This window comes from Microbacterium hydrocarbonoxydans (genome assembly GCF_000956475.1).
GTDB classification, from domain to species: domain Bacteria; phylum Actinomycetota; class Actinomycetes; order Actinomycetales; family Microbacteriaceae; genus Microbacterium; species Microbacterium hydrocarbonoxydans_A.
Genome location: NZ_JYJB01000010.1, coordinates 19685 through 31588, shown reverse-complemented (window position 1 = coordinate 31588; position 11904 = coordinate 19685). Strand labels below are relative to the sequence as shown.

At 65.6% G+C, this 11904-nt stretch carries 10 protein-coding genes and 1 tRNA gene; 6 read left to right on the top strand and 5 right to left on the bottom strand.

What is annotated here, in order from left to right; genetic code table 11:
- The first annotated feature begins 10 nt into the window (after positions 1-10).
- Positions 11-1540 carry a serine hydrolase domain-containing protein gene (locus RS84_RS12680; RefSeq protein ID WP_052676356.1) on the top strand — a complete coding sequence of 510 codons (1530 nt, stop codon included), beginning with the start codon at positions 11-13 and terminating at the stop codon, positions 1538-1540.
- Positions 1541-1567: 27 nt separating this feature from the next.
- On the opposite strand, the gene RS84_RS12675 is transcribed toward RS84_RS12680, so the two are convergent.
- Entirely contained in the window at positions 1568-1936 is a 369-nt protein-coding gene (locus RS84_RS12675; protein WP_045258199.1) for a hypothetical protein, read from the bottom strand.
- A 585-nt stretch (positions 1937-2521) separates the two neighbouring features.
- Between RS84_RS12675 and RS84_RS12670 the strand changes: the two genes are divergently transcribed.
- Complete coding sequence (locus RS84_RS12670; RefSeq protein WP_045258198.1) at positions 2522-4732, top strand: hypothetical protein; 2211 nt, start codon at positions 2522-2524, stop codon at positions 4730-4732.
- Between the two features lie 308 nt (positions 4733-5040).
- Here the strand turns inward: RS84_RS12670 and RS84_RS12665 are convergent, their stop codons facing one another.
- Both RS84_RS12665 and RS84_RS12660 read right to left on the bottom strand, forming a co-directional pair.
- A complete protein-coding gene (locus RS84_RS12665; protein WP_152641824.1) occupies positions 5041-6321 on the bottom strand; it encodes a hypothetical protein in 1281 nt (426 codons plus the stop codon).
- 861 nt (positions 6322-7182) lie between these two features.
- A tRNA-Pro gene (locus RS84_RS12660) sits at positions 7183-7256 on the bottom strand.
- A 109-nt stretch (positions 7257-7365) separates the two neighbouring features.
- Here RS84_RS12660 and RS84_RS12655 point away from each other — a divergent pair.
- From RS84_RS12655 to RS84_RS12640, 4 genes are read left to right on the top strand one after another with little or no spacing between them, the layout of a single operon-like run.
- Complete coding sequence (locus tag RS84_RS12655) at positions 7366-7950, top strand: GNAT family N-acetyltransferase (RefSeq protein ID WP_045258196.1); 585 nt, start codon at positions 7366-7368, stop codon at positions 7948-7950.
- Positions 7951-7966: 16 nt separating this feature from the next.
- The gene (locus RS84_RS12650; RefSeq protein WP_045258195.1) at positions 7967-8422 is read left to right on the top strand and encodes a hypothetical protein; all 456 of its coding nucleotides are present in this window, start codon (positions 7967-7969) and stop codon (positions 8420-8422) included.
- Complete coding sequence (locus RS84_RS12645; protein ID WP_045258194.1) at positions 8422-9081, top strand: lysoplasmalogenase; 660 nt, start codon at positions 8422-8424, stop codon at positions 9079-9081. The genes RS84_RS12650 and RS84_RS12645 overlap by 1 nt, the downstream gene beginning before the upstream one ends.
- Positions 9081-9452, top strand: a complete 372-nt coding sequence (locus RS84_RS12640; RefSeq protein WP_192627210.1) for an RNA-binding S4 domain-containing protein — start codon at positions 9081-9083, stop codon at positions 9450-9452. Before RS84_RS12645 ends, RS84_RS12640 begins: the two co-directional genes overlap by 1 nt.
- A 16-nt stretch (positions 9453-9468) precedes the next feature.
- Here the strand turns inward: RS84_RS12640 and RS84_RS12635 are convergent, their stop codons facing one another.
- Both RS84_RS12635 and der read right to left on the bottom strand, forming a co-directional pair.
- Complete coding sequence (locus RS84_RS12635; protein ID WP_045258193.1) at positions 9469-10362, bottom strand: NUDIX domain-containing protein; 894 nt, start codon at positions 10360-10362, stop codon at positions 9469-9471.
- Positions 10363-10422: 60 nt separating this feature from the next.
- A complete protein-coding gene (der, locus tag RS84_RS12630) occupies positions 10423-11895 on the bottom strand; it encodes a ribosome biogenesis GTPase Der (RefSeq protein WP_192627386.1) in 1473 nt (490 codons plus the stop codon).
- Positions 11896-11904: the final 9 nt, after the last annotated feature.

Sequence of the window (11904 nt, the reverse complement as noted above, 5' to 3'; positions counted from 1 at the left end):
GAGAATCACCGTGCCCTCCCCCACCCTCACAGACTCCGCAGTTCCGGCCGCTGAGATCTCATATCCCCGCAGATCTGCTGCGCCCCTGCTCGCCGCGATCACCGGTGCAGCGATCGTCGCGGTGGCTGTCGGCGCCGCTCTCGGCCCTCATCACCAGACGCTGGGAGCCGCACAGACCGGCGATCAGGCTCTCGCCGAGAGCATCCGCTCTCTCCCCGGCAGCTTCGACGGCTTCCGTTCCCTGTCCGTGGCGGAGATCGGACCGGACGGCACGACCTTCGCAGGTCTCGGCGATGCCGATCCCGCGAGGCCCGGCGCCCCAGGACCTGACACCGTTTTCGAGCTCGGTTCGATCACCAAGACGTTCACGGGCGCCCTCTTCGCCGATGCGATCGATCGCGGCGAAGTCGCCGCCGACGACCATCTCTCGCAGCACCTGCCTGCGCTCGAGGGGACCCCGGCGGGTGAGGTGACTCTCGCATCGCTGTCGCAGCATTCCTCGGGGCTGCCGGGCCTTGGCGCCACTGCCGCAGAGAGCGCGGCGACAGCTCTGCTTCTCAACGATAACGCCTATGCGTCGACGACGACGGAGCAGTTGATCGCGGATGCCGCCGTCGCGCCGGTCGACCCCGAGCAGGGCACCGTGTACTCGAACTTCGCGGTCTCGCTTCTCGGCGCCGCGCTCGTCGAGGCGGCCGGGGTCGATGACTACGCGACTCTGCTCGCAGACCGGTTGACAGGTCCGCTGGGTATGGATCACACGGTCGTCGCCGCCACGGCGGAAGAGGTCCCCGCGGATGCCGTCCCCGGTTTCCTGCTCAATGGCACGCGGGCGCCTCGTTGGACCGGTGAGGGCTACCTGCCGTCCGGATCGTCGACGTTCACCACGGCATCGGATCTGGCGCTCTGTGCGCAGGCGAACCTCGACGGCACCGCTCCCGGTGCCGCTGCGCTCGAGCCGACTGCCCCGATGGGGGCGGGAACCGAGATCGGCTGGGGCTGGATCACGTCGCCGTCGTTCGACGGCGAGGGCACCCAGACCTGGCACAACGGGGGAACGGGCGGCTTCCGCACATTCCTGACTCTGGATCTCGACGCGGGCACCGCGTTTCTCGCCCTCTCGAACACCGTCGCGACGGTCGACGATGTCGCCGTCGCCTATGGCTCCGGCGCGCCGATCCCCGGCCCGCCCGTGGCGTATGTCGCGATGGGCTGGATCGTCGCAGCGCTCGCGCTGCTTTTCGGGGCGATCGCGCTGATCCGTGCCCTGCGCGCCAAGTCGTGGCTCCCGTCGATCAGCGACCTCGTGTGGGCAGCCTTCGGCCTTCTGCTGCTCTGGAACATCGGGCCGTGGTCCTCCGTGGGCGGCGGGGTGTGGGGACTCGCGCTGGCACCGTCGCTCGCCGCCGTGGCCGTGCTCGCGCTGCGGAGCGTAAGGGGACAGCGGATGCCGTTCCTGCCCGCCCGGCGGGCGTGGCTCTGGTGGCCCGTGCTTGTCATCGGCGTCGCAGCGTCGGTCGGGGTCACGTTCCTCTGGTGACGATGCTGCGGGATGCCGCAGCGGCACTCAGAGGTAAGGCAAGAACGATGCAGGAATCGTGACGTTGCCGGGAGCGTCCGCGAACAGGGGCGCGACCTCGGCAGGCGTGTACCCGGCGATGCCGCAGCCCACCGGCGTCAGGAGGAATCTGAGATCGGGATGCGCCGCAGCGTAGGCGAGGAAGGTGCGCGCTTCGTCCGCGAGCACGTCGAGGCCGCTCATCGTGTCGATGGCGTACGTCTGCCCGTGATGCCCGTGCCCCTCACCCCACACTGCGCCGAAGTGCTCGTGCGCGAAGCGGGCAGCACCGCCTCCGTGGAGCCCGCCGGCATTCGACCCGAACACGAACACCTCGTTCGAGCGCAGCGTCACGATCTTGTCGGGGGTGGTTTCCATGCACGAGACTCTACGACGGTCGGGGTTTCCGGTGGGAGACTCAGCTCGGGCTGAGTCTCGATCGTGCCATCGCGCGCTGCAGGCCTCTCGCGTTTGCGTCGGGGGCTTTCCCCACAGCGCTCTCTGTAAGCGCTCGGGAATCACGAAAGGGACCAGCCAACTGCCGATCCATTTCGCATTCTGTCGGGCTGACAGGATTTGAACCTGCGACCCCTTGGAGGATCCGGCCGATTTCCGGTTTCCGACGATCGTCTCGGGAACTCGCGGATTCCCTTGTGTTTACAGGGAACCGGGCGGTTCGCTTGGTCCGAGTGTAGCCGGTCTGTGGCGGGTCCTGGCGGGTGATTTCGGTGGGTTCCTGATGGGTCAGGCTTCGGACTCGCGCCAAGAACAATTGACGGGCTCGAGCGGGATCCGAGTGGAGTGGCGAGTTATTGAAATCCGCGTGCTTTCGCGGTTCTCACGGGGGCGCTACCACTATTCAGCATGTGCATGTCGACGTGGCTCGCGCCCGAGGGCAGCACCGCGAGCAACTCAAGGAATCAGGATAATCGGCATCAGGTCGCCCGTTGCTAGAGTCAGTTCATGCCGCAGTCGCGAATCGAACTGGCGCTGAGCCTCCTTTCTCCGAGCGACTGGAGAGTGTTTGAGAAGTTCGCCTCTGAGTTTCTTGCTGTCGAGTTCCCTTCGCTGCGAACGACCGCTTCACCGGCCGGTGACGGCGGCCGGGACGCGGAGCTCTACTCGCCGCTCGAAGACTCGACGGTCGTTGTCCAGATGTCGGTCCAGCAGGACTGGGATGCGAAGATTCGCCAGACAGTCAAACGCCTAGGTGAAACTTTTCCCGGGGTCACGGAACTCATCTACGCAACGAATCAAACGATTGGAGCTGACGGGGACGCGCTGAAGCGGAAGCTGCGCACAGAAGCGAAGATCAGCCTGGACATCCGTGATCGTCATTGGTTCGTCGAACGAGCGGGCGCTCCCGCTCAGCGAGCCGTCGCAGCGGAGACGCTGGCGAAGCAGTTTGTAGATCCCCTTATCATGAGCACAGGTGTACAGGGCAGCCCCGTCCCGCTGAAGGACGGGGAGGCGCGCATTGCGCTGCTCCAGCTCGCGCTGGATGTGGCTGATACAAGCTCCGAGCGCAACCTCACGAAGAGCTGCTTCGAATCCCTAGTTATCGCCGCCCTCCGAGGAACCTCGTCAGATGATATGCGGACTCGGGCCGAGGTACACCGAGCCATCGCGGCGTTTGTTCCGGCCGGTGTGCCGGGACAACTTGAAGCGCTTATTGACGGCGCACTGGCGCGAGTCGCAAAGAAGAACGGCCCCATCAAGCACCACCGCTCTAGTGATCAATTCCACATCAGCCACGCGGAGGCGACTCTACTCAAAGAGCAAACGGCGCGCTTCCTCATCGAAGAACAAGGTCTGAGCGATGAACTCGCCGCGCGCGCTCTTCGAGCCGTGGGCGATGATCAAGGCGAGATCGACAGGGACGAGCTCGGAGTTCAGCTGCGTAGCATCCTCGAGACCGTGATTCTCCAACGAGCTGAGGACTTCGCCGCCGCCGTGACTACGGGAGAATCCGTCCACGTCGACGCCCAGACACTCTTGAACGAGACGAGTCGCGCGGGATCCTCACTACGTGTATCGCCTGAATCGGCCGTCGAGGCCATCCAAGATGTGCTCGCCACCCCATCATCTTCGACGACAGCCCACCTACGTCGACTCGCGGACTCATACACACTCTTTGCTTTTCTTCGGCAGACGCCCGACGTTCAGAAGGTCGTGCTCACCGTCTTCGCTGATGGCAAGATCTGGCTCGATACATCAGCGGTCCTTCCGCTGATCGCTGAAACGCTTCTCGACTCCCCGGACCACCGCCATTACACACAACTGCTCCGCGCAGCGTCCGACGCAGGACTTGAGCTGCTCGTCACGCCAGGTGTGATTGAAGAAGTCGAGCGCCACCTGAACCTCTGCGCGGCCTTTTGTCACGTCCCCCTTGACGAGTGGAACGGCCGAGTGCCCTTCATTTATTCTGCGTACATATACTCTGGCCGTGCTAGCGGGATGTTCCTTTCGTGGCTTGAAGGCATCCGCGGTCGGGCTAGGCCGGAAGACGATGTGCGGGAATACCTGCATGACTTGTTCTCAATCAGTGAAGAGAGCCTCGAGGAACTCGCCGACGCCGCTGACCCGATTCTGCGAGCAGCGGTCAAAGAGCTCTGGATGGAGCAACACGACCAGCGACGTCAATCCATGGATCCGGGGCAGATGGATCCCGCCACTGTCGCTCGACTAGTCGCACACGACGTCGAGAACACGATCGGTGTCCTCGAAATGCGGAAGTCGGAGTCGGCAAGTCCGATGGGCTACCGAAGTTGGTGGCTGACCATGGACCGGACCGCGCTTCGTATCAAGAGCTACCTCAGGGATCGCATGGGTTCGGACGCGCCGAAGTCCTCGCCTGCTCTAAGCCCCGATTTTCTCAGCCAGTATCTTCAGCTTGGGCCGATGCGAGCTTCCCTTGAACGCGGCGACTCGGTCGCTCTGCCGGTGATACTTGATATTTCGCACCTCGAGAATGTCCCGCGCGAGCTGATCGATTTCTCGGATGAGTTCAGATCTAGCCACGCGGAGGTAGAGGAACGAGTACTCAGGCGCATGGTTCGCGATCAACTGGATGAGCATCGCACAAGGCTCGGGCCAATCGCTGCCGGAGGCTGGAACGCAATGGAGAAGTCAATCAACGACCGAATCAAGGCAACCCCGGCGTCCGCTGAGTGACGCAACGCCCGCGACAGCTTGTAGCGGTGCCGCTTGCGCGCGCCACACGAACATCGATCATTCGCGCACGGAGACGTCCCATCGGCGCGCTCTGCCCTTATGCGGGTCGACAACGCCCAATGGGCAGCATGCGTGAGTCGCAAGCCGACCCCAAGGCCCGCCCAACTTGCGGCGAAAAGTTGGCGTTCGAGTTTCTCGACTTCGAGAAGTTCCTCGTCGCATAGTAGCGCCTGGGTAGCAACCGCTATTCTGAACTGAACGCATAGGGTTGAGCGAGCGCTCTTGCTCGTTTGCGGACACTTCACCCGCTACAAGCCAAGTGTGCCCCGGAGAGCTTCGGGATCCGGGTCAACGAGCTCGGCTTCTGCTTCTTCACCATCGGTCCCCCGGGAGCGCTCAGGAACTGGACCTTCGAACGCGAACACCACGGCTCGATTCCCGCTCAGCGACTCGGCGACCACCCGGTTGATCTCGTCGCTGGTTGACGCGCGAGTTCCGACTAACCCGGCCGCGACCATGCGGGCAAAGCCGGCTCCGTACATTGCTCGGTCTGCCAGATGCGCTTCGGTGACCAGGCGCGCCCCGCGTGAGGTCCGAAACTCATCCAGATAGAGTCCGAGGAACTCGTCAGCGACGTAATAGCCGGGCATGAGTCGTGTTTCATCTGAACTAAACGCGCCATTCCGCTTGCAAAACTTGAAATATGCCACAGACTCTGAGAGCCGGTAGTTCGTGACGTCGATCGAGGATGTACGCGCTCGGTCATGGGCCAGCTGGACCGACCTAAGCCGCCGCCGTTCCGCATCGAACTGGTGGTCGGGACGATAGGTCCATCCGTCAGAGCCCGACTCCATCATCTTGTATTGGACCAGAACAAAGGATCCGGTCGGGTGGTTAAAGTAGATGAGGTCGGCGCCTGTCAATCGCTCAAGAGGAGCCTTGTTGGCGTTGATGATTGTCAGGGCGCGATCTCCTTGTCGAAACGTCAAAGCGGCCGCCGCGATCTCCTCCTCGCGAGTCCAGTCCAGAAAGTTGCGCGCGTCGGAATTTATGACATGGTCCTCCAGCTGATGTGCGGTAGTAAGCCGCGCAAGGAATGGCGCGCGATCTCCCTGGTCAGCCTCCATGCTCCTGAGCGTTGGTCGGAATGCCTCACGAGCACCAAAGATCTCCCCCGCAAGCATCACAGCGTCCCGCTCCTGTTGCAGGACGACGCCGCGATGGCCGCGCTCAATGACACTTCCAGTTAGTTGCGACAACATTGCGCGAACGGCCGGACCGTCGGTCCCAGCGAGACCCTCAAGTGCATCGACTATGCGCCGCGAGGTCACAGGTGGCAGCCGCCGACCGCGATCGATCGCCTCCGTAACAGTGTCGAGTTGGCTTCGAGATAGGGGGAGATTCGCAACCAGCGTGTCTTCGTCAATGGAATCAGCGAGCGCAAGGATCGACGCGAGCCGGATCTGCGTATCAACGGTGGTAATGCGACGCCCCGTGGTAGCGATAGCGATCGCAACGATCGAACTCGGCCAGTCGTACGTGTCGCCGAGATAATCCGACATCCACGCGCGACCGGCTGGCAGAGACACAAGGCAAAGCCTTCGACCTGAGAATCCCGCGGCACCGGCTCTCGCGGCGAATGTGAATTCTTCGCCGGCCCGTGCCCGGCGAAGGAGCGCGTCTAGCTCTGTCGAATCGGAAACGGGGTGTACGACAATCTCGCTCACACGCGCACAATATCGCTAATTCCGATGCGCCGTGCGCGCGTTCCGCTGCGTCACTCACTACCTCCACGACTCTTGGTGCCCACCCGCGAGGCTCCGCCAACGAGAATTGCCCAGATACGGATGACTGTTGCACGAACCTCGGTCGCCGCAACCACGCGGCATAACGCGTCCTGGGCGCGTCGCCCTGACGCACGAGGTCGAGCTTGTGCTCAGCACGCTCTCATGCCTCGCAGCTCGGTCGACTCGAACGCGCAAAGCGGTCACGGTTCATGAGGTCGCTCGTGCTGTGCTCCAGGAATGTAGGGAGGCGTCAGCCTGTCGATCGACTGGTAGGGTCGTCGTCCTCAATCAGCACGGGCTATCGCTGGCCACTGTGCGGCCCGTTCGCTAGCTTTGAGCTCATGGGGTTTCTTCTTGATGGCGGTCCCCGCGATCGCGAGTATGTTGACGACCTTCCTGGGGGCTACGCCGGACACGGGGTCACCTTGGGCGTTGGCGAGAGTCCGTCTGAATCCCCAACTGAGCGCGCCGTGTGGCAAGGACCTCTCGGTCGGGCTGCGTCCCCACGGCGCCCTCCACGCGCCGCTAGTCGCAGAAGCGACGCACGGATTCGAGAAGAGCGGCGCGCGGAGCCTCTCGGCGCTGCGGGGCCCCTCTTTACGAGCGCGAGTAAATGCAAGAAGAGGGTCGCTCCTTCGGTGCGACCCTCTTCTTGCATTTACGTCGGGCTGACAGGATTTGAACCTGCGACCCCTTGACCCCCAGTCAAGTGCGCTACCAAGCTGCGCCACAGCCCGTTGCCCTTCGCTCTCGCGCAGGCAACTCCCCTATCTTAGCCTGATGCTCGCGCGCTTCGCGAACCGAGGAACGTTGCGAGTGTCGGAGCCCGAGCGTAGCGTCGCGTGCATGGTGACGATCACGACCGAAATGGCGACGACGCCTCGATGGGACGATGTGCAGCACGCGCTCACCGGCGGTGGAGACGGCGCGAGCTGCCAGTGCATCTGGCCAGTACTGAGCAACAAGGAGTGGGACGCGACTACGAAGGAGCAGCGCACCGAGATGCTGCGCGACGAGATCGATGCGGGTCCCCCACCGGGACTCATCGCGTACGTCGATGGCGAAGCCGCCGGCTGGATACGCATCGGACCGCGCACTGCTCAGGCGCGCATCCCCCGCACGCGCATCATCGCCGCCTCGACCGACGAGCCTTTCGATGACGCGAGCGTCTGGGCGGTGACCTGCTTCGTCGTGCGCCGCGAGCACCGCGGCAAGGGCATCAATCTCGCTCTCCTGAATGCCGCGGTCGACTACGCGAGATCCTCCGGTGCGCGTCTGATCGAGGGCTACCCGGTCGACACGGCGGGCGAGACCATGCGCACGAACGACCTGTTCCACGGCACCCTGGGCACGTACCTCGCGGCCGGCTTCGAGAAGAAGACCGAGATGAAACCCGGACGCGCCCTCGTCGCGCTCCATCTCACGCGCTGACCGCTAGCGTTGTGGCATGAGCGACCAGCATCCGATCGTCGAAGACGACGTCCTCGGCACCCTCGTCCGCGCGACCACAGAGCTGAGCGACGGCGAGATCCTCACGCACGACTGGTACGCAGGTTCCGTCGTCGTCGACGGCGGCGATCTCGGCCTGATGATCGAGGGCATCGACCCCGAGCAGGTCTCTCCGCTGCTCCCCCGCCTCCGCGAGGTCGTCTCGCGCATCGATGCGCTCCGCCGCACAGCATCGGATGCCGTCGTCACGCGGTTCAGCACGGGCGAGCCCGAGACGCACGAACTCGACGAGGCGGCATCCGATCTGACCCTCGAGATGATCGAAGCCGCAGCCGACGGCACGATCATCCTGCATCTGAACGACGACTGCGGAGAGCACTTCCCCGAGGGCTACTGGCCGGCCGTGCACCTCGGCCCCGACGACGACGTCACCGACGTCACCGTCGAGTCCTGATGGCACCCCGCGCGCTCGCCTGGACCTTCGCGCCCTACGTCGTCCTCTCGGGCATCCACGTGATCCTGCTGGCCTCGCACAACTCCCTGGCCGGGCCGACGAAGCTCGCTCTCATGCCGCTCCTCGCGATTCCGGTGCTCGTGATGGCCCGCCGCCTGCGCCCCCGTTCTGTGACCGTGCTCCTGCTCGTCGCGCTGGTCTTCTCATGGCTGGGTGACGGCGCGGGCGCGTTCTTCCCGTCCCTCCCCGAGCTTCCGCTCATGCTGGGGTTCTTCGGCGTCGCACATGTGGCCTACATCGTGCTGTTCGCCCGCCATCTCGCCCGACGACGGATGCCGTGGTGGGCGCTGATCTACGTGCTCTGGTGGATCGGCATGGTCGTCGTGATCGGCCCGCACGCGGGTGGCCTGCTGATCGCCGTCGCACTATACGGGCTCGTGCTCGCCGGCACCGCGGCGTTCTCGACCCTATGTCACCCGCTCGTCGCGGTGGGCGGCGCATTCTTCCTGGCGAGCGATTCGATCCTCGCGTTCCGGCTCTTCCTCCCCGACGCGCTCCCCGACTGGAGCAGCCCCGCCGTCATGCTCACCTACACGGTGGGACAGGGCCTGATCGTGGCAGGCGCGCTCATCTCGACCCGAGACGGGAGGACTCGCTGATGGATGCCGCACGGATCGACAGCTGGCTGTGGGCGGTGCGCGCCTACAAGACGCGCTCTGCGGCGACCACCGCATGCCGGGCGGGGCATATACGCCTGAACGGCGACAAGGTGAAAGCGGCGCAGCACGTGCGCATCGGCGACGAGGTGCGCATCCGCATCTCCGGATTCGACCGCATCCTCATCGTCCGTCAGATCCTCGTGAAACGCGTCGGAGCGCCGGTCGCCGCCCTCGCTTACGAAGACCGCACACCCGAGCGCGAGCCGCAGGCGGCCCTGGGTCTGCGCGACCGCGGCGCCGGGCGGCCCACGAAGCGAGAGCGCCGCGAGATCGACCGGCTGCGCGGTCGCGACGACGACCCCTTCGACTGACGCCTGCCTGAAGCGCTCAGCGCCCGATCGTCTTCAGCAGCGCCCCGGCCGACAGCGTCCGGGCTCCGGCTGCCTCCGCCCGCGACTGCAACCCACGATCGCTCGTCGCCACGGTGACCTCTCGCCCGAGCGACAGCAGCCGCCGTGCCTCCTCGACGATCGCGTCGTCGCCGCCGGCATCCGCCCTGATCACCGAGATCTCACCGCCATCGGCCACAGACCGGGCCTGGCCCTCGACCACGAGCGAGACCTCTGGGAACCACGTCGTCGCAGCGAGCCCGAGATCGCTCGCGGGCGCCGCGAACCCCGCCAGGCGGTCTCTCAGCCGCCCGGCCGCGCCCGCCCGGTCCTTCCACCACCCGTCGGGCACCGAGCCCACGACGTTGGCGGCATCCACCACGACAGCGGGCCTCACCTCGAGCAGCGATCGCAACAGCGGCCACGACTCCCCGAAACCCGGATGCAGCGGCAGCTCCTCGACCTGGTCGAGCGGAACCCACGCCAGCGCGACGCTCTCGGGATCGCTGATCACCGGCTCGAAGGGCTCGACGACATCGGCGACGACCGTCGTGTACGACCAGATCCCGAGGTCCAGCACGCTCGTGAATCGAGCGACCACCGCACGGTCGGGCACGCCGGCCTCTTCCTGCGCCTCGCGCACCGCTCCCACCAGGGCGCTCTCGCCCTCGTGCAGCGCACCGCCGGGCAGACCCCAGGTGCCGCCGAAATGGCTCCAGGCGACCCGATGCTGCAGCAGCACGCCACGACCGGGATCGTAGGCGAGCAGGCCCGCCGCGCCGAACCGGCCCCAGTACTTCTCCCCCGTGTCGGCGACCACCCAGGCATCACCGGGATTCAGCGGGCCGTGGGGCCGACGCGGTTCACCGGATGCAGGAGGTACGACAGTCACCCCTTCAGCCTTTCACAGCATCCGGGGTGCGTCGTCGATTCCGACACGGAGGGGAACAGGTCAGCGCTGACGCTTCTCGCGCACGCGCATGTTGATGACGATCGGCGTTCCCTCGAATTCGTACAGCTCGCGCAGGCGGCGCTGGATGAACCGACGGTAGCCGGGGTCGAGGAAACCCGTGGTGAAGAGCACGAACGTCGGCGGACGCGTCGAGGCCTGCGTGCCGAACAGGATGCGCGGCTGCTTGCCCCCGCGCAGCGGGTGCGGGTGCTCGGCCACGAGCTCGGCGAGGAACGCGTTGAACTTGCCGGTCGGAATGCGGCGATCCCAGTTCTCGAGCGACGTCTCGAGTGCGGGCACGAGCTTGTCGAGGTGGCGCCCGGTCTTCGCCGAGATGTTCACGCGCGGGGCCCAGGCGACGTGCGCCAGGTCCTGCTCGATCTCGCGCTCGAGGTAACGGCGGCGGTCCTGGTTCTCGAGGTCGTCGTCGTTCAGACGATCCCACTTGTTGAACGCCAGCACGAGCGCACGGCCCGACTCCAGCACCAGGTCGATGATGCGGACGTCCTGCTCGCTGATCGACTCGGAGACGTCGAGCACGACGACCGCGACCTCCGCCTTCTCGAGCGCGGCGGAGGTGCGCAGCGATGCGTAGAAGTCGGCGCCCTGCGCCATGTGCACACGACGACGGATGCCGGCGGTGTCGACGAAGCGCCACAGCTTGCCGCCGAGCTCGACGATCTCGTCGACCGGGTCGCGAGTGGTTCCGGCGAGGTCGTTCACGACCACGCGCTCTTCACCGGCGGCCTTGTTCAGCAGCGACGACTTGCCGACGTTCGGCCGGCCGAGGATCGCGACGCGGCGCGGCCCGCCGATCTCCTGCTTGGCGACGGCGGAGATCTCCGGCAGCTTCTTCAGCACGGCGTCGAGGAGGTCGGCGACGCCACGACCGTGGATGGCCGACACCGGGTGCGGCTCGCCCAGGCCCAGGTTCCACAGCACGGCGGCCTCGGGCTCCTGGCGGGCATCGTCGACCTTGTTGGCCACGAGGAAGACGGGCTTGCCGCTCTTGCGCAGCATCCGCACGACGTGCTCATCGGTCGACGTGGACCCGACCATGGCGTCGACGACGAACAGCACGACGTCCGACAGATCGATCGCGACCTCGGCCTGCGCGGCGACCGAGCGGTCGATGCCGCGGGCGTCGGGCTCCCAGCCGCCGGTGTCGACCAGCGTGAAGCGCCGGTCGTTCCACTCGGCCTTGTAGGTCACACGGTCTCGCGTGACGCCCGGGGTGTCCTCCACGACGGCTTCACGGCGGCCGAGGATGCGGTTCACCAGCGCCGACTTGCCGACGTTCGGTCGCCCGACGATCGCCACCACGGGGAGGGCGGGCATGAACTGGATGCCGTCCTCGCCCATCGTGATGCCGGCGAGGAGCGCGGCATCTTCGTCGTCGAGGTCGTAATCGGCGAGGCCCGCTCGCAGGGTTTCGGCGCGCTGCTCGGCGAGCTGCTCGTCGAGCGCCTCCATCTTCTCTGC